The following is a 17,092-nucleotide window of genomic DNA, read 5'->3' on the forward strand; positions in this document are numbered from 1 at the left end:
GGAGCCGGACAGTGATCACCCCCACACCACGCGTGATCGTACCAAGCGCTGCGGCGAAGGGCGACGTCTTCCAGGTCAAGACCATCATCAGCCATGAGATGGAAACAGGGCTGCGCCACGATGATCAAGGCAATGTGATCCCGCGCAAGATCATTAACCAGTTTGCCTGCCGCTGTAACGACGCCGTGGTGTTCAGCGTCGATCTACACGAGGCGATTTCGGCTAACCCGTTCTTCGAATTTTCCCTGCGCGCGACAGAGAGCGGCCGGCTCGATTTCGTCTGGGAGGAAGACGGCGGTGCCGTCTATACGTTGTCGCACCAGCTCACGGTCGGTTGAGGTGGCGACGCAATCGACTGCGCGAATTATGGCGTGACAAGTTGAGTGGGAGCGTGACCGGAAAACTTCGAAATAGACGGGTATTCAGCATGCGCCCCGTCGCGAGATCTGCGATTGCCACGGGCCTCGTGCTTCTCGTCAGTCAATCCGGCGCGGCGGCGGGGGCCGATCAAGGCGCTCAACTCGCCGCGACCTGTGCGTCCTGCCATCGTCTCGATGGCGGCGGCACAGGCATTCCCAGCATCATCCGGCTTGGTGAGGAGAGGCTCACCAACGCCCTGCTTGCCTACCGGGCGAGCGAGAGTCCAAATCACATCATGCACGCTATCGCGCTGTCGCTCAGCGACGAGGAGATCGCGAGCGTCGCGCGCTACGTCGCAGCGCAGGGAAAGTAGCGCGCCATGAAATTCTGGACGCGTCGCGAGTTCGGCCGCCTGACTGGAGCAGCATTGCTAACGGCGCTCAACCAGCCGAAGGCGCGGGGCCAGGCCAAGGCGCGTGTCGTCGTGATCGGCGGCGGCATCGGCGGCGCAACGGTCGCCAGATATCTCGCCGTCAGCGCGACGGCTATCGAGGTGACCCTGGTCGAACCGCGGCAGAGCTACACGACCTGCTTCTTCAGCAATCTCTATCTCGCCGGGCTCCGCCCGTTCAAATCGCTCAGCCATGGTTATGAAGCGCTGGCAAGGCAATACGGCATCACCGTCATTCATGAGTCCGCTGAGGCGATTGACCCGGTGGCGAAAACCGTTGCGCTGAACAACGGTTCGAAGCTCAGCTACGACCGTCTCGTTGTTGCGCCAGGCATCGCATTCAGGGATCGGGCGCTTAGGGGCTATGACGAAGCTGCGATGGAGATCATGCCGCACGGCTGGAATGCAGGGCAGCAAACCAGGCTGTTGCGCCAGCAACTGGAAAGCATGGAGGACGGCGGCCTATTCGTCATCGTCGTCCCGCCGAATCCGTTTCGCTGTCCGCCCGCCCCCTATGAGCGCGCTTCGCTCATCGCCTCCTATTTCCAGCGCAGCAAACCCAAGGCCAAAATTCTGATCCTCGATTCGAAAGACAGCTTCAACGCGCAGGACCTGTTCCAGGACGCTTGGAACCGCCACTATCCGGGAATGATCGAATGGCTACCGGCCCAGTTCACCGGCGGGGTCACGGCGATCGACGCGAAGACCCGGTCGGTGATCACCGCGGGAGCAACATTCAAGGCCGCGGTGGCCAATGTCATTCCGGCGCAAATGGCCGGGCGCTTGGCGCAGCAGGCAGGGCTCGCCGATCAGTCGGGCTGGTGTCCGGTCGATCCGGTCACCTTCGAATCGGCGCTGCAGCCCGGCGTCCATCTGGTCGGCGACGCGATCATCGGCGGGGATATGCCGAAATCCGCCTTCTGCGCCAACAGCCAGGCCAAAGCCTGCGCCTTTGCCATCGCGGCCGATCTCACCGGATCAGCGCGTTTCCCGGCGCATTTGTTCAACACCTGCTACACCTATCTCGCCCCCGACGATGCGTTCAGCAACGCCATCAGCTTCAAGCCCGTCGACGGGAAGCTCAAGAGCGTCATCAGCTTCGTCAGCAAGGTGGGCGAGAGCGCCGATATCCGCCGGCAGGCTGCGCGCGCCGCGGAAGGCTGGTACGACGCCTTCACGCACGACGTGTTTGGCTGAAACGTAACTCAACTCCGCTCGACGGCCGGGCCGGCCATTGCGGAAATGCCGGCACCATTCTGGGCGCGCTCCGCCTCGGCGCCGGATCGTTGCTCCGGGATCAGCGTTGGAACAGGATCGGGCAGCCGCTCCAGCCGCAGCGAATTCACCACCACGAGGATGCTCGAGCCGGCCATGACCGCCGCCGCAAGGATTGGCTGCAGAAGTCCGAATGCTGCGAACGTCAGGGCGACGAGGTTGTAGCCGAACGCCCACATAAGGTTGGTCAAGATGGTCCTGCGGACCGCGCGGGCCACGTCGACGATCCAGGGCAGCATCCACAACCCGTCCGCAGGCAGCACGAGCGCCGCAGTCTCGCGGGCGAGATCGGTGGCGGAGCCGACGGCAATACCGACATCTGCGGCGGCCAGAACCGGCCCGTCATTCAGTCCATCGCCGACCATCGCCACCGAATCGTGGTCATGGCGGAGCCGATCCAGGGCCAGCCGTTTGGCCTCCGGCGAAAGGCCCGCTTGGACGTCCTTGATCCCGACCAGGGCCGCGATCCGCTCCGCCGCTTGCGCCAAGTCGCCGGTCAACAGCGTGGCGTCGAGCCCGCGCTCACGCAGGGCCGCGATCGCGGCCTGCGCCTCGGGAAGCGGCGAATCATCGAGCGACAGCACGGCGTGAACCCGCTCGCCCCAACCGACATAGACCACCGAATGACCGCTCGCCTCCAGCGACCGCGCACGCTCGGCCAGCGAGGGGGGAAGCGGCCAGCCCAGATCATTCATCAATCTGCCGTTCCCTGCCGCCACGGGCCGGCCTTCGGCGCTGCCGCGGATGCCACGGCCGGGAACCATCCGGACCTCGCGGGTGACGAGCGGCGAGATGCCCCGCTGAGCGGCGGCTGCCGCGATGGCCCGCGCCAGACCATGCTCGGAATGGCGCTCCAGACCGGCGGCGCGCGCCAGTACTTCGTCGATGCCGACCTCCTCGCGGTCGACGCCGACGAGACGCGCTTTGCCCGCCGTCAGAGTGCCGGTCTTGTCGAAGGCGACCAACCGTACACGCGCGAGGGTCTCGAGCACGCCGGGGTCGCGGACGAGGCAGCCGTGCCGCGCCAGCCGGCCGATGCCGAGCGATATCGCCATCGGAGCAGCGAGGCCGACGGCACAAGGACAGGCAACCACCAGCACCGAGAGGCCAGTCAGCAACGCCCGATCGAACGGCAATGACTGGGCCCAGTAAACGATCGTCAGCCCGCCGAGGGCAAGGACGAGCGGCACGGACACGCCAACGACGCGATCGGCAAGGCGCTGGGTTGGACTGCGACGGCCCAGCGCTTCGCGCACCGACCGGCAAATCCGTGCCCAGCGGGTTGCGGTTCCGTCACCGCTGCTTTGGATCAGGAGCGGGCCGTCGATATTGATACTACCGGCAATCACCTTGGAGCCGGCGCGCTTTGTCACTTGCCGGCTTTCTCCGGTAATCACGGCTTCATCGGTGTTCGATTCCCCCTCGACAACCACGCCGTCGACCGGAATGCGCTCGCCTGGCCGGACCCGCACCAGCATGCCGGCCGTCACCTCCCGCACCGGACGGCGGATCTCTGCCGCGCCATCGACCGCGGTCGCGCTCTCGCTTTCTGCGGCCAGAAGTGGTTCGAGGTCGCGCGCCGCCCTGGCGCGGCCAACAGCCTCGAGATAGCGGCCAACTGTGAATAGCATCAGCACCATCACGGCGGTGTCGAAATAGACATGCGGGCTGCCCTCGAACACGGCAAATGCCGAATAGAGGTAAGCGGCAGCGACGCCAAGCACGATGAGTGCCGACGACGTCACTCGTCCCTGAATGCCATTGAGCCACATGTCGCGCAGATAGGGTCCGCCGAGAATCACCACCGCCGGCGTGGCGAAGATCCAGAGCAAAAAGTGAATCCACGGCAGCACGCCCGCATCGACGCCGGTGAACGCGTCCGAATAGAGGAGGAGGCTGAACATCATGATATTCATGGAGAGAAAGCCTCCCACGCCGAGCTGGATCAGAAGCCAGGCGGCTTCCCACTCCTCGTGTCTGCCGCTCTTCACCTGAAAGGCGATACAACAGCCGTAGCAGCAGAACGCGCAAGCCTCTCCGTTGAGCCTGCGCTCCATCGGGCGCAGACCGACGGGCAGCGAACAATGGCTACAGAGGATATCGCCATGCGCAGTCATGCGGGATGCCCGCCCGGCCAGGCAAGGCCGATATGCGCGTCGGAAGGCAGGAGACCACGGCCGAGCGTGATGAGACCGAGCAAAAGAATAAAGCCACCAGCCAGCCGCACGCCGCGCCGCCGCCAGGCTGGCCCGAGTATCCGGCCAACGCCGCCCATCATCAACATCGCGGGGAAGGTTCCCAGTCCGAACCATGCCATGACGAGAAACCCGGGAAGCGCTCCGGCGGTGCTCGCCGCCTGGGCGGCGAAGGCATAGACCAGGGGACATGGCAGGAAGCCGTTGAAAACGCCAAAGGCGAGCGGTGCGGCGCTGCTCCGGGCCGTCAACAGACCGCGCAGGGACAATGCAAATGTGCTGCCGCCAAATCCGATCGCAAGGCGATGAAAGACCTGCAGCAAGCCGAAGAACTGCAACGCCATGGCAATCATGAGCAGGCCAGCGACGATCGCGAGAATTCGTTGGGCGATGTCGAGGGAGCCGTTCAAGAGCGGCGCCGCCGTTAGACCTTGCGTGGTGCAGATGACCTGACCGATCGCGCCCGCGAGCCCGCCCAGAAAGCAATAGGTTGTCAATCGGCCGGTATTATAGAGCAGGTGGCGAAGGACGGTTGCGCCTCCCCCTCGCTGATCGCGGCCCAGCGCGCAGGCAAAGCCGCCGCACATGCCGATGCAATGAAAGCTGCCTGCAAATCCAGCGGTGAAGATCACGAGGTAGTAGATCATTGGCGTTTGCGCAGTGGCGCGGACGCGGCGCTATTGCCGCACAAGATACAAAAGAAAGAGGATAAAGCCGACGGTGCAGCCGCCATAGATGAGGAAGCCAAGCATCTGCGGCAAGCCGGCGTCAGCAAGCTTGAAGACGGTGTCCTGTAGCATCCGCTGCTCCTATGTCAGCCGAAATAAAGACGAAGCACGTTTATCGCCACCTCGAAGCACAGGAAAAGGAGGTTCAATGCGGCGACCCCAAGGAGAATTTTGGCTATCATCGTCTCCATCACTCCTGTCTTACCAGCCCTTGCGACCGTCTACTTAGAACAGACGGCCGGGCCCGAGCCCGCCCCAATAAGCATACATGTAGTACAGCCCCCAGGCGAACAGCAGCACGTAGACGACGAGAAGCCATAGCGGAATGAATCCCACACGCGCCTGTATCAGGCCGCCGGCATAGTCCTCCAGTTCAGGGTGCGAGCTTTGACGCACATCCAGTTCCGGATGCGTCGGGCTCTCCGGATCGCTGCTCTGCAGATCGCTCATTCTCCATTTCCCTTTCAAAAAACCCGTTGGCGGCTTTGTCGGTGCCGCTCAACGCGCCGGATAGGACGCCCCAGATGAACAAGAACAGGGCCGCCAGGCTCATCAGCATGGCGCCCGCATAGGGTCCGGTGACTTCAAAACCGAGCATGCGCTAACCTCCGGCGGGCGCCTGTTCCTCGCCAGGCGGAGCTGGCGGGCCGGACGCCGGCACCGACGGATCGGGCACATAGGCTCGCTCCGGCTTGTCAGCGACCAGTTCCAGATCGTTCAGCGCCGCGCGGGCCTCCTTCTTGATCGACAGCGGCTGCAGCGAGAGCGGGTCTTTATAGGCGGAAAGCGCCACCACGAAATAGGAAAGCGCCCACCGATCCTCGTCCGGAAAGGCATCCCGATAGGACGGCATCGGCGTGCCGCTGAGGCCGGTCGTTATCGTCCGGAAGATGTCTTCGACGGCCGGGCCAGACTTGAACTGGCCGCTGGTGAGGTCGGCCGGCACGATGGCGAACCCGATATCATCCTTGAGGCCGGCCGCCTTCTCGCCGTCGCCCTTGCCACCTTGGCCATGGCACTCCCAGCACTTCGCCACCTGCCAAACCTCCTTGCCGCGGTCCAGCATCGTCTGGGACGGGGTCGGCGGGCGCCCGATATACAACGGTGGGCCAGGCGGTTCCTCGACGAAGAAAGCGTAAGGACTGGCGGGATTGGAACGGTCAACCGCTAGCTCATACTTGATGTACTGGATCACCGCCAGGCGATCGTTGAGCGGCAGTTCGTACCAAGGGGGCATTGCCGTGCCGCGGATGCCGCGAGTAATGGTGCGCAGCATGTCGCCGTCCGTGGGCAGGGGCTCCTTTGTCAATCTGAACTTGAAGACTGCGGACGTGAAGTTCCTGGGCCGCTGGTTAAACATAAAGGTGGCGGCCGGCCCGTTGCCGTCGCCTTTGGCACCGTGGCAACCGATGCAGCGGCGCTCATAGACTTCCTTGCCATAAGCAATCCATTCCTCGGAGCGCGGCATCGTCGCATCCATGACCTCCAGGCTTTGCGGCTCGAAAAGATCGCGCCATTTACCCCGATTCGTGCCGAGCTTCTGGACGTAGGAAACAAGCGCCGCCAGCGATTCCGTCTCCGCCGCGATGCTGACGGTTTCGCCTGTGTATTCGTCGTTCGGCGTCAGGATGATCGGCTTTCTTTCGCGCGCCTTCAGCGGCACGAACAGCAACCCGTACGCATTTGGCGTCAGCTGGATCGCTTGCTTGCTGTCGAAGTCGAACAGGCCTTTGGTGGCCTCTGTCCTTTCCAGGGTCCGATTGCCAGCGCCGTCGTCAACGATACGGACGGCTGCATCGGGCTCGTGGAAGAGGCCGCGATACGGCGCCATTATCGAGTCCGGCACCAGCATCCGCGGATTGTAGAAGTGCGCCAGGTGCCATTCGTCGCTGTATTTCAGGCCGACGCGCGTCAGGTCCGGTCCGATCCGGCGTGTGCCTAACAGGTGCGGCACGTCATAGGCGTATTCGCCCGCCTCGCTGACCGGTCCCCAGCGGCGGATCTCGCCGGTCACCGGCCGCACGAATTGCGAATGGCAGTACCAGCAGCCTTCGCGCAGGTAAATGTTGCGGCCGCGACGCTGCTGCTCGGTGTAGTCCGTCGCCTCTGAAACCGTCCATTTCAGCTGGCCGAAATCCGTGCGCACCACCGAGGTCACGCGCGTAGTTCGCGAGGACGGCTCCACGAAGGGCAGCACGCCCTGCGTGATCACCGCAAGGGTGATGCAGAAGACGCCGGCGAACAGCGCGAAGAAGCGAACGTTCACTGCGCGGGCCCTCCCGCCGGGGCCGGGATAGGCGCCTCCACCGGCCCGCGGGCGCGTCGCGCCTCAGCCGCCGGGCTGGTCAGTGCGGTCAGCATCAGATTCACCACCAGCAGCGACATACCGATATCCATGCTGATGCCTGCCAGGGTCCGCGCCAGCCAGTAGGGCTTCACCCAGACGAGCGAGTCGAGCCATTCGACCCCATTCATCCATTGATAACCCTGCTGCAGCCCGCCCGCTGTGAGGACCAGGCCCATGGTCGTGATGCCGACGGTGATCAGCCAGAACGACCAGTTGCCGAGCTTGAAGGACCAGAGTTCGCGCCCGAACAGCCGCGGCCAAGTATAGAGGAGGCCCCCCATCGCCCAGACGACGAAGGTGCCGAACACGGTGAGATGCGAATGCGAGATGACGAAATCGGTGAAATGGGTCGGCTGCTGCAGCTGCCGCAGCGCCTCGGTCGAGCCCTGGAAGCAGCCGACGAGATACATGAGCGAGCCCATGATCAGGAACTTCGCCGGCAAGTTCCTGCCGAACTCATGCCACCTGCCCATCATGGTGCCGAAGAAGTTCACCAGCACCGTCCACACCGGAATGATCAGCAGCATCGACGTGACGACGGCCAAGGTCTCGGCCCAGTCCGCGATCGGGCTGTAGAGGTAATGGTGGATGCCGACGAACGGGTAGAACAGTGCCAGGGACCAGAAGCCTACCAGCGAGAGCTTATGGGCATAGAGCGGATTTCGCGCGCTGACCGGCAGGAAATAGTAGATGATCACGTAGCCCGCGGGCGTTATCCACAGCCCGACGATGTAGTGGAGATAGAGGCCATGGAAGGCGGCGCTGTTGATGCCCGAGATCGTGTATGGCAGGATGAAGCTTCCAAGCACGAAGTTCATCGTCGTCCACACGAAAGTGGCGATCAGGTACCATAGCGCGACATAGATCGCCGGCTCGAGCCTTCGACTGATCGTGATCAGGAACTGCGCGGTAGCAACAGCCACCACGATGAAGAATGCGACCTTCGCGTACAGCGGAAGCTCTCCGGCTTCCAAACCGTCACTGTCGCCGAGCAGCAAGCCGACCAAACCGGCAAGCGTTGCGACGTTCCAGACCCATGCGAGAAGAACCGACCACTCCGACCATATCACCCGCACCCCCGACAGACGCGGCACGAGATAGTAGCAAAGGCCGATGAAAAGCGTCGAGAAGGCGCCGAAGATGACACCGTTGACGTGGACCGGGCGCAGCCGGCCGAAAGTGAGCTCGAGGTTCCCCGATCCGAGATAGTCGGGGTAGTTGAAGGTGCCCGAGATCATGACGCCGACGGATGGCGTCACCATCAGCCAGAACATGCCAAAATAAAGCCAGGTCCGCACGACCCGTTTGTCGACCAGCGCATCCAGGTCCACATTCGCGAACTTGCCGCGCAGCTCCATCCCAGTCTCTGCCAACGCATGGCCCTCCCCGCGCGGTTCAAGGGCCGCACGACTGCTTTAAGCCCACCATTCCCCATCGAGGTGTCACTCCGATGGCGGACTCGCTTCGCGCTCCCTGAAGCCGGTGCCCCCGGCTATCGACGAGACTAGTATTTGCCTGGCACCAACACCGAGCCGCTGTTCGACCAGGTGATGTACGCCTCGAGCGCCTTCATCGCCTCCGATTCGGGATCGATCTTCTCGCCCTGGCTCGGTTTCTCGATGCACCAGTTGATCATGTCGCGCAGTGTCGCGAACTTGGCCATCGACGCCTGGAACTTCGGGAACGCCTGCGGGTGGGTATCGGAGGCCATCGGATGGCACATGGCGCAGGCCCACCCAGTGGTCGACAGCTTGACGCCCAACTGCTCCTTCATCGCCGCATCACCATGGAACAGGAGGTCTCCTTTCCTGACCTCCTCCATGAACGCTTCTTGATAGAGTTTCAGCTGCTTTGGCGTCACCGGATCCTTGTTGGCACTGGCCGGCCCGACGACGGCAGCTGCGACGACTGCTCCGGCGACGATGGAACGCCTCAGAATGCAGAGGAATGTCGATGTGTTTATCATAGCCACCACCCTTATGGATTTGCCCATGGGTACTGTTTGTCGGCGATGCGTGACCGTATGACCTCCGCAATGCTCTTGTCGTGGTCCTCCGGCGACTGGACGAACACCTCCTTGCGGCCCCACATGATGTACTCGACATCGACCTTATCGTCGGCGTTGACGTTCACGGTTTCCCAACCGACCCCGTCGAAGGGATCGCCCGGATCGACACGGATCATCGGCTTGGTAAGCTTGGGCAAGCCTTCCGGCGCATACGGCCACGGCCAGGAGGTCGCCAGCATGCCGATCGAGCGCATGCTGCCGATCTCGTTGTAGAGCACCTGGTGCACGTGACCGTGGATGTTGGTGACCTTGGTATAAGGCTTCAGCACGTCATTCACTTCGCGCCAGTCGCGCACCCAGAAATTCCAGGGCGGGTAGTACTCGTACAGCGGATTATGGCTGAAGATGACGATCGGTTTGGACTTATCCCAGTCGGCGAGTGTCTTCTGCATCCAGTCGAGCTGGTCGCGGCCGACGCCGGCCCACGCCCCGGCAACCGTGCCGTCGAGGGTAGCCATATGGCCCATGCGCTCCTCTGGCGTCATCTTCTTCGCTGTCCAGTAGTCCGGTCCCCGGCTGACCGTATCGAGCCCAATGAAGCGCACGCCTTTGTGATCGAAGGTCCAGTTGGGTTGGCCGAACAACTCGCCCCACTTCTTGCCCATATCCAGATACCAGTCATGCTCGCCCGGGATGTAGTATTTCTTGATCGTCAAATCCTTGAGGAGCTCAACGCCAAGCTCAAGTTCCTCGATCTTTCCGAGTTGGGCCAGGTCGCCGCCGAAGATCAGGAAGTCGGCCGGCGGATCCATGGCCTGGACCTCTTGCACGGCGCGCACCACCTTGTCGACGAAGCGCGTGTTGAGGGATCTCTCGTAGAGATGGGTGTCCGAAATCCAGGCAAACTTGAAGGGCGCTTCGGCGGCGTGAGCGACGTCGATGGTGTTGAGCAGCGGCCACCACGCGAAGGTCTGGCCGACGGAAGCAGCGCCGAACAGCAGCGATCTGTGAATGAAGGTGCGGCGGGTGATTTGAAGCGAGTCGTCGGGGCGTACGCCAGGCTGCTGCAGCACCGCATGCATTTCGCGCCGAATGCGGTCAAGCTCGTCAGACATCAGGGTTCCTCCTCAGTGCAGACCGTTTCTTAAAGCGTCGGTCTTCTCGCAGGAACGCGACCCTGTTGAATCAGTGGGTCGCCCATTTTGTTATTTTTTCAGTTCAATCGTCAGACTGGTGGCCTTATTCTCCTCTACCGTGACGGGCTGCTCGATGGGCCCGGTGAAGGGATGGATCGCCACGAGCTTGTAGTCCCCCGGCGGAACATCGGTTATGCTGAATTTGCCATCGGCGCCGGTGACCGCGTAGTAGGGATTGTCCACCACATAGACCCAGCCCTCCATCCAGCCATGCGCGTCGCAATCGATGCGGACAGTGCCGGCACGCTTCAGTTCGACCGGTATGCGCTGGCCCTTATTGGGCAGCGCCACGTTGAAGGCGGTGCGCTTGCCATAATAGCCGTGGGTGTTGTGGAGAACTGGGTCGCTGTTGACCACCTCCAACGGACCGGCCGGTATCATCTGCACCGCGGGCTCAAAGCGACATTTGAGGTTGTTAAGCTCAGGCAGCTTTCCGGGCTGCGGCCAGGCCTTTCCCTGTGCCACGTCGACCAGCTGCACCGCCGCGTTCAGCACGGCCTGATCGCTGCCGACTTCGATCAGCGGCTCCTCGCGGGGGTCGCCGCACACCTCGATATTCTTGGTGGGGATGATCTTTGTTGTCGGCACGTCGCCGCGGTAGACGATCGTACCCTCGATCGTTCCACCTCCCGTGACCGGACCCACTTCGTAGGCTTGCGCAGGCGCGGACATTGTCGCAACGAAAGCGATCGCCGCTAGTCCGCTCATCAATTCGCGAATCGTCATAAAAGCCACCTCCTTCAAGAGAGATGAGGGGCAACTCTTAAAAATAGAGCCAAACCAGTGCCATGTCTAGCCATCCAGCAACAAAATATGATAAAGTGGGTTGGGTTAGGCGAGTTTGTTAATCACAAACACACGCGGGGGGTTTGGCGCGTCATTCTCGAAGTGCCGGAGGTACTTGATGAAGCGACGGCATGGACTCCTCCGCCCCTGGGCCTACGGTCCGCATACCCTCTTCTGCATCATATTCGCAGCGGCCCTGTCGATCTGCCAACCGCTCGTGCGAGCTGACACGGCGCCTGTGACGGTCGGTGGCCCATTCACGCTCACGGCGCCGGACGGAACGACGGTCACCGATGAGACTTATCGCGGCAAATGGCTGCTGGTTTTCTTCGGCTATACGTCTTGTCCCGACATCTGTCCGACGACTCTGTCCGAAATCGCCGCGGCGATTGAGGAACTCGGCCCCGACGCCGCAAAACTGCAACCGCTCTTCATCACCGTCGATCCCGAACGCGACACGCCTGAGGTGATGGGAAGCTTTACCGCGGCGTTCGGTCCGCGCATCGTGGGGCTGACCGGCAGCCCACAACAAATCGCTGCAGTTTCGGAGGCATATGGCGCCTACGGCGTGGCGCGCCAGGGCGAAGCGGGCGGTGACGACTACCTAATGGATCACGGCACCCACATCTACATCATGAACCCACAGGGGCAATTCGTGGAGGGGCTAGACTCTGACACACCAAGCAGCGGCATTGCCGCCAGGTTGGGTGAACTGGTGCGATGACACGATCCCTGGGATGACACGATCCCTGGGATGACGGAGATCACGATTATGCAGTTGATCGATCCATAGAAAGTTGTCTTCCGGAAGGAGAGCGGCAATGCAAAGACATACAAAGGAAGCTTCGGAGCTTAAGGCATTGATCCTCGCGGATCTTCATAAGGAGCCGGGATGCGGGGACGTCACCGATTTTGTGATTCAGCGGCTCGAAACCAAGGAGAACGGGGCAAACTGGACTGTCAAATATCTGGATCCTAATCAAGATAAGGTCTGCGAGACGATTCTGATAAACATAGCGCGAATGTTGCAGCTCAACTTCGACCTTCCTGAACGCGGGTCGTGAGGAACGATGCGAGCGGGATCGGCGTGGATCGCGCTTCGACATAATTCGTATGCAAGCAGGGGAATCGGCGATGGCGGAACCCACAGCGTTGCACACCGGCAAACCTGGCGGCGTAAAGAACGTCATTGCGCCGCGGCGATCTGGACCTCCGATGACCGGAGATGCGGGCGATATGGCCGATGGGCAAGGCGGTATCTTGGAGCCAGGCATTACGAGTTATGACGGTTTCTTTGCGGATGCGATCGCGCGTCTGCAGGGGGAATGGCGCTACCGTGTGTTCGAGGACCTGGAGCGCATCGCCGGACGCTTTCCCAATGCCGTGTGGCATTCCCCGCGTGGACCGAAGGACGTCGTGATCTGGTGCTCCAACGACTATCTCGGGATGGGGCAACACCCAAAGGTGGTCGCCGCCATGGTGGAGACTGCTACCCGCCTGGGAACGGGGGCCGGCGGGACGCGCAATATCTCCGGCACCAGCCATCCGCTCGTAGAGCTCGAGGGCGAGCTTGCCGATCTCCACGGCAAGGAGGCGGCACTGGTCTTCACGTCCGGCTATGTTTCGAACCAGACTGGCATCTCGACCATCGCCAAGCTGATCCCCGGTTGTCTGATCCTGTCCGATGCGCTCAACCACAATTCGATGATCGAGGGCATCCTCCAGTCCGGTAAGGAGAAGAGTATCTTCCGCCACAACGACGTCGATCATCTCGAGGAATTGTTGAAGGCGGCGGGTCCGGATCGGCCAAAACTCATCGTCTTCGAAAGTCTCTATTCGATGGGCGGCGACATCGCGCCAATCAATCGCATTTGCGACATGGCCGATCGTTACGGCGCAATGACCTATCTCGACGAGGTCCATGCTGTGGGCATTTACGGCCCTCGCGGCGCCGGCATCGCTGCGCGCGACGGCGCCATGAACCGGATCGATGTGATCGAAGGCACGCTCGCCAAGGCCTTCGGCTGCCTCGGCGGCTATATCACGGGAAGTGCTGTGCTGATCGATGCGGTTCGTTCCTATGCTCCGGGTTTCATCTTCACCACCGCGTTGCCGCCGGCGATCTGCGCCGCGGCCACAGCGGCGATCAGGCATCTGAAAACCTCGCAGTGGGAGCGCAAGCGCCAGCAGGACCGCGTCCGGCGGGTCAAGGCGGCGCTGGGGGCCGCTGCGCTGCCGGTCATCCCAGGCGACACCCATATCGTTCCGGTGGCAGTCGGCGATCCGGCGCATTGCAAAGCGGCGAGCGACCTGCTGCTGAGCGAGCACGACATCTATATCCAGCCGATCAATTATCCGACCGTGGCGAAGGGAACTGAGCGGCTGCGCATCACGCCGACACCCTGTCATGAGGACATCATGATTGATCGGCTCGCGGCAGCTCTGTTCGATGTCTGGAATCGGCTCGGGCTGCCACGCGACAATCTCGCCTGAGTGGCGAATGAAGCTTCGCCGTTGCCCGGACGTTCCCCGAAGATTGGGTCTTAAGGTTCAAGGAAATGGCTGCCAAGGAAATCAAGTTCTCGTTCGAGGCTCGCGACAGAATGCTGCACGGCATTGACACCTTGGCGAATGCGGTGAGCGTCACGCTTGGCCCGCTAGGGCGCAACGTCGCGATCGGTAGGGAGCACGGCGCGCCGCGGGTCACGAAGGACGGCGTGACCGTCGCCAGGGAAATCGAACTCGACAACAAGTTCGAGAACATGGGCGCCCAGATGGTGCGCGAGATCGCAACAAGAACCTCCTATCAGGCCGGCGACGGCACGACCACCGCCGTCGTGATCGCGCATGCGATCGTCCGGGAGGGCGCCAAGGCGGTGGCCGCCGGCATGAATCCCATGGACCTGAAGCGCGGCATCGATCTCGCGGTCGAAGCCGTCGTCGCGGAACTCAAGAACAATGCCACGAAGGTCACCTCGAACGTCGAAATTGCGCAAGTCGGCACCATCTCGGCCAACGGCGATAGGGAGATTGGTCGCTGCCTAGCCGACGCCATGAAGAGGGTCGGCAATGACGGCCTGATCACTGTCGAGGACGGGACGTCGCTCAAAACCGAACTCGAATTCGTCGAGGGCATGCAGTTCGACCGCGGCTATATCTCGCCCCATTTCATCACCAATCGCGCAAAGATGCGGGTCGAGATGCAGGATGTCTATGTCCTCATCAGTGAGAAGAAACTTTCCAGCCTGAACGAAATACTGCCGCTGCTGGAGAAGGTGGTGCAGGCCGGCAAGCCGCTGCTCATCATCGCCGAGGATGTCGAGCGTGAGGTGATTGCGGCGCTGGTGGTCAATAAGTTGCGCGGCGCTCTCAAGGTTGCAGCAGTCAAGGCGCCGGCCTACGGAAACCGCCGCAAGGCGATGCTGCAGGATCTCGCGCTGATGACCCGCGGAACGGTGATCTCGGAGGATTTGGGCATCAAGCTCGAGCATGCTTCCCTCGATATGCTCGGGCGCACCAAGAAGGTGATGATCGACAAGGCAAAGACCACGATCGTCGGCGGCGCCGGCAAGCGGGCAAGCATCGAGGCCCGCATCGCTGAGATCAAGCTCGAGCTTGCGGAAACCACCTCCGATTACGACCGCGAGGAGCTCCAGGAGCGGCTGGCCAGGCTCGCCGGTGGCGTCGCCGTGATCCGGGTCGGCGGTGCCACCGAAGTCGAAGTCAGGGAGAAGAAGGATCGCATCGATGACGCGATGAACGCGACAAGAGCCGCGGTCGCAGAGGGCATTCTCCCGGGCGGCGGGGTCGCCTTGCTGCGCGCCGGCAGGGCGCTCAAGAAGCTCAAGGGCGGCAACGAGGACCAGCAGGTCGGAATCGCGATCGTCAGGAAGGCGATCACCTGGCCGGCTCGGCAGATCGCGATAAATGCCGGCCTGGAAGGCTCGGTCGTCATCGCCGGGATCCTCGAAAACCACGACAACGCCTATGGCTACGATGCCCAATCGGGCGTGTACGGGGATCTGGTCTCAAAGGGCATCATCGACCCGGCCAAGGTGGTGCGAACGGCGCTCCAGGGCGCGGCCTCGGTTGCGGGTCTTCTCCTTACAACGGAAGTCATGGTGGCCGAAGTGCCTGGCCCGCCGCCGCCGGAGCTTCCCGGTCACGAGCATCATCATCACGACATGGATATGGATTTCTGACCGCTTCGCGGCCGTAATCCGGGCTCGCGACCATCAACAATGATCTCGTCCGCTATCGAGGTGAGACAAGTCGTCGAGGATCACGGGATGCAAGGTCGGCTCATGGCGCGACCGCGGCTTCCGGAGTGGTCGCCGGCTATGTCCGCTTCCAGGTGGTGGCAAAGCTGACCTCAACGGCCGAAACCGGGCGCGAAGCGGTCATCCACGATCTTCATGTTTTGAACCCAGGACGGCCTTTCCCCGGTAGTGAGCGGGAAGGGCGCGGTCGTCGAGCGAGTTGTCAGCCGCCTATTTCCGCTGCCCATTAATGTGCAACTTGGGAAGCCGCTGACATCAATTCCTCCGGATTCGGCGCCTTGAAGGTATTGAGGCCATCCTCCAGAACTTCAGTGAAGCTCCAGCGCACAATGCCCCCTCGGTCGATGAGAAACTGACCAACAAGCAGCTCCTTAGCGGAAGCCATCATCTGCTGATCGGCTTCCGTAATCTCATACCCCTCCTTCTTGTTGAGAAACTCGTCCATTGCCATGGGGTCCATAGGCTCGGGCAACTCACCCGGGAGATCGATACGGATCCCCATGACCTTGTCCATCCCGACCTCGCGCAAGCCGAAAGCACGGTGCGAGGCCCGCTCCGGGTCGGACGCGGCGAGAAGATCGGGTGTCGGATGGTAACGGAAATAGAGCCGTGCCCGCTCTACCGGCGTATTGACGACCGCCAGGCATTCGACGCCTTTCTCACCCAGGGCCGGCTTGAGCTGCGCCATTGCCGCGACATTGCGCCGGCAGAACGCACAGTGCAGGCCTCGGAACAAACCGATCAACAACGGGGTACGGCCTCGAAAATCAGCCAGCGCGATTTTGCCTTCGCGGGAGATCGCATCGAGAATAATATTCGGCGCCCGGTCGCCCGGCTGCAGCGGGCGTTCGACATTACTCGTGGACATGGACAACCTCCTCGCCCCGGATAAGCACACCCAGCTATCCGGAGTCGAGTCCGTGCTGGGACGCCAGGGCAAAAATTGCTTTCGACCTTTGCCATATTGCCGAGGTCGAGATTACGCGCGTTGCAAGCGCATCATAACACGAAAAAAGCCTCTGCGGGTTGCCCGTTTCGCGAGCCGTCGCGAGCGCTGTGGTAAACAGTGTATCGTCTCATCCGTGCCATGGGACGATACAGCGGCGGGACCGATTGGATCTTCACATGCCTGCGGTGTTCAAGTCTTGAAACTTGGGCGGCTTCGATGTGCCCGGACGTCAAATGTAGCGCTCCCGAATGCTCTTGCGCTGAAGGTCAGGTTCCCGGCCTCGTTTTGGACGTTCAAATCTGCGACGACCAAGGTCGAGATTGGATCTTCATATTTCGCCACGATTGGCGAAGGTCCGGTTGTGGCGCGGCCATGACCTCCAGCATTGTCACCCGCGATGTCCGCTTTCAGGACGCGGCGAAGCTGATCTCTATGACCGACATGCTTAAGGGTTTCGGGTGCCGTCAGGCATACGAAAGTCTCTCATGCAGGAACCCGCGGGCCGCAGACGATTGCC

At 61.9% G+C, this 17,092-nt stretch carries 17 protein-coding genes; 7 read left to right on the top strand and 10 right to left on the bottom strand.

Annotated elements, in window-relative coordinates:
- The first annotated feature begins 11 nt into the window (after positions 1–11).
- The 3 genes from soxZ to NKH01_RS32110 are packed head-to-tail and all read left to right on the top strand — an operon-like array spanning position 12 to position 2,008.
- Positions 12–338, top strand: coding sequence for a thiosulfate oxidation carrier complex protein SoxZ (gene soxZ / locus NKH01_RS32100; protein ID WP_353024322.1), 327 nt, complete (start codon positions 12–14; stop codon positions 336–338).
- Between the two features lie 53 nt (positions 339–391).
- On the top strand, positions 392–733 hold the full coding sequence (locus tag NKH01_RS32105) for a c-type cytochrome (RefSeq protein WP_352547756.1): 342 nt from the start codon (positions 392–394) through the stop codon (positions 731–733).
- A gap of 6 nt (positions 734–739) precedes the next feature.
- A complete protein-coding gene (locus tag NKH01_RS32110) occupies positions 740–2,008 on the top strand; it encodes an NAD(P)/FAD-dependent oxidoreductase (RefSeq protein WP_353024324.1) in 1,269 nt (422 codons plus the stop codon).
- An 8-nt stretch (positions 2,009–2,016) separates the two neighbouring features.
- Here the strand turns inward: NKH01_RS32110 and NKH01_RS32115 are convergent, their stop codons facing one another.
- The 9 genes from NKH01_RS32115 to NKH01_RS32155 all read right to left on the bottom strand — a co-directional run bounded on the left by NKH01_RS32115 (position 2,017) and on the right by NKH01_RS32155 (position 11,268).
- Positions 2,017–4,143: a heavy metal translocating P-type ATPase gene (locus NKH01_RS32115; protein WP_353024338.1), complete on the bottom strand. Its 2,127-nt coding sequence runs from the start codon at positions 4,141–4,143 to the stop codon at positions 2,017–2,019.
- A 56-nt stretch (positions 4,144–4,199) separates the two neighbouring features.
- Entirely contained in the window at positions 4,200–4,928 is a 729-nt protein-coding gene (locus NKH01_RS32120) for a sulfite exporter TauE/SafE family protein (protein WP_352965704.1), read from the bottom strand.
- Positions 4,929–4,958: 30 nt separating this feature from the next.
- The gene (locus NKH01_RS32125) at positions 4,959–5,081 is read right to left on the bottom strand and encodes a hypothetical protein (RefSeq protein WP_352450399.1); all 123 of its coding nucleotides are present in this window, start codon (positions 5,079–5,081) and stop codon (positions 4,959–4,961) included.
- Between the two features lie 153 nt (positions 5,082–5,234).
- The gene (locus NKH01_RS32130; protein ID WP_352528399.1) at positions 5,235–5,459 is read right to left on the bottom strand and encodes a hypothetical protein; all 225 of its coding nucleotides are present in this window, start codon (positions 5,457–5,459) and stop codon (positions 5,235–5,237) included.
- 151 nt (positions 5,460–5,610) lie between these two features.
- Complete coding sequence (locus NKH01_RS32135) at positions 5,611–7,275, bottom strand: cbb3-type cytochrome c oxidase subunit II (RefSeq protein WP_353024326.1); 1,665 nt, start codon at positions 7,273–7,275, stop codon at positions 5,611–5,613.
- Positions 7,272–8,714: a cbb3-type cytochrome c oxidase subunit I gene (locus NKH01_RS32140; protein ID WP_023718669.1), complete on the bottom strand. Its 1,443-nt coding sequence runs from the start codon at positions 8,712–8,714 to the stop codon at positions 7,272–7,274. The genes NKH01_RS32135 and NKH01_RS32140 overlap by 4 nt, the downstream gene beginning before the upstream one ends.
- Positions 8,715–8,860: 146 nt before the next feature.
- Complete coding sequence (locus tag NKH01_RS32145) at positions 8,861–9,322, bottom strand: c-type cytochrome (RefSeq protein ID WP_023718668.1); 462 nt, start codon at positions 9,320–9,322, stop codon at positions 8,861–8,863.
- An 11-nt stretch (positions 9,323–9,333) separates the two neighbouring features.
- On the bottom strand, positions 9,334–10,479 hold the full coding sequence (locus NKH01_RS32150; protein WP_352450402.1) for a metallophosphoesterase family protein: 1,146 nt from the start codon (positions 10,477–10,479) through the stop codon (positions 9,334–9,336).
- 90 nt (positions 10,480–10,569) lie between these two features.
- A complete protein-coding gene (locus tag NKH01_RS32155) occupies positions 10,570–11,268 on the bottom strand; it encodes a carboxypeptidase regulatory-like domain-containing protein (RefSeq protein WP_502912710.1) in 699 nt (232 codons plus the stop codon).
- Positions 11,269–11,464: 196 nt separating this feature from the next.
- On the opposite strand from NKH01_RS32155, the gene NKH01_RS32160 reads away from it, so the two are divergent.
- The 4 genes from NKH01_RS32160 (at position 11,465) to groL (ending at position 15,548) form a co-directional block, all read left to right on the top strand.
- A complete protein-coding gene (locus NKH01_RS32160) occupies positions 11,465–12,070 on the top strand; it encodes an SCO family protein (RefSeq protein ID WP_353024330.1) in 606 nt (201 codons plus the stop codon).
- A 97-nt stretch (positions 12,071–12,167) separates the two neighbouring features.
- Complete coding sequence (locus tag NKH01_RS32165) at positions 12,168–12,410, top strand: hypothetical protein (protein ID WP_023718664.1); 243 nt, start codon at positions 12,168–12,170, stop codon at positions 12,408–12,410.
- 172 nt (positions 12,411–12,582) lie between these two features.
- Positions 12,583–13,839 (top strand): 5-aminolevulinate synthase, encoded by a 1,257-nt coding sequence (hemA, locus tag NKH01_RS32170; protein ID WP_353024340.1) that lies wholly within the window; start codon positions 12,583–12,585, stop codon positions 13,837–13,839.
- A gap of 65 nt (positions 13,840–13,904) precedes the next feature.
- Complete coding sequence (groL, locus tag NKH01_RS32175; protein WP_353024332.1) at positions 13,905–15,548, top strand: chaperonin GroEL; 1,644 nt, start codon at positions 13,905–13,907, stop codon at positions 15,546–15,548.
- A gap of 304 nt (positions 15,549–15,852) precedes the next feature.
- Here the strand turns inward: groL and NKH01_RS32180 are convergent, their stop codons facing one another.
- On the bottom strand, positions 15,853–16,494 hold the full coding sequence (locus NKH01_RS32180) for a peroxiredoxin-like family protein (RefSeq protein WP_353024334.1): 642 nt from the start codon (positions 16,492–16,494) through the stop codon (positions 15,853–15,855).
- Between the last annotated feature and the right edge of the window lie 598 nt (positions 16,495–17,092).

It is taken from the genome of Mesorhizobium sp. M1403, assembly GCF_040317695.1.
Taxonomy (GTDB): domain Bacteria; phylum Pseudomonadota; class Alphaproteobacteria; order Rhizobiales; family Rhizobiaceae; genus Mesorhizobium.

What these genes read in the sequence shown, in the direction of transcription:
- NKH01_RS32110 (WP_353024324.1), top strand. Translation starts at nt 740, where the DNA reads ATGAAATTCTGGACGCGTCGCGAGTTCGGCCGCCTGACTGGAGCAGCA.
- NKH01_RS32115 (WP_353024338.1), bottom strand. Translation starts at nt 4,143, where the DNA reads ATGGAGCGCAGGCTCAACGGAGAGGCTTGCGCGTTCTGCTGCTACGGC.
- NKH01_RS32120 (WP_352965704.1), bottom strand. Translation starts at nt 4,928, where the DNA reads ATGATCTACTACCTCGTGATCTTCACCGCTGGATTTGCAGGCAGCTTT.
- NKH01_RS32125 (WP_352450399.1), bottom strand. Translation starts at nt 5,081, where the DNA reads ATGCTACAGGACACCGTCTTCAAGCTTGCTGACGCCGGCTTGCCGCAG.
- NKH01_RS32130 (WP_352528399.1), bottom strand. Translation starts at nt 5,459, where the DNA reads ATGAGCGATCTGCAGAGCAGCGATCCGGAGAGCCCGACGCATCCGGAA.
- NKH01_RS32140 (WP_023718669.1), bottom strand. Translation starts at nt 8,714, where the DNA reads ATGGAGCTGCGCGGCAAGTTCGCGAATGTGGACCTGGATGCGCTGGTC.
- NKH01_RS32145 (WP_023718668.1), bottom strand. Translation starts at nt 9,322, where the DNA reads ATGATAAACACATCGACATTCCTCTGCATTCTGAGGCGTTCCATCGTC.
- NKH01_RS32150 (WP_352450402.1), bottom strand. Translation starts at nt 10,479, where the DNA reads ATGTCTGACGAGCTTGACCGCATTCGGCGCGAAATGCATGCGGTGCTG.
- NKH01_RS32155 (WP_502912710.1), bottom strand. Translation starts at nt 11,268, where the DNA reads ATGAGCGGACTAGCGGCGATCGCTTTCGTTGCGACAATGTCCGCGCCT.
- NKH01_RS32160 (WP_353024330.1), top strand. Translation starts at nt 11,465, where the DNA reads ATGAAGCGACGGCATGGACTCCTCCGCCCCTGGGCCTACGGTCCGCAT.
- NKH01_RS32165 (WP_023718664.1), top strand. Translation starts at nt 12,168, where the DNA reads ATGCAAAGACATACAAAGGAAGCTTCGGAGCTTAAGGCATTGATCCTC.
- hemA (WP_353024340.1), top strand. Translation starts at nt 12,583, where the DNA reads ATGGCCGATGGGCAAGGCGGTATCTTGGAGCCAGGCATTACGAGTTAT.
- groL (WP_353024332.1), top strand. Translation starts at nt 13,905, where the DNA reads ATGGCTGCCAAGGAAATCAAGTTCTCGTTCGAGGCTCGCGACAGAATG.
- NKH01_RS32180 (WP_353024334.1), bottom strand. Translation starts at nt 16,494, where the DNA reads ATGTCCACGAGTAATGTCGAACGCCCGCTGCAGCCGGGCGACCGGGCG.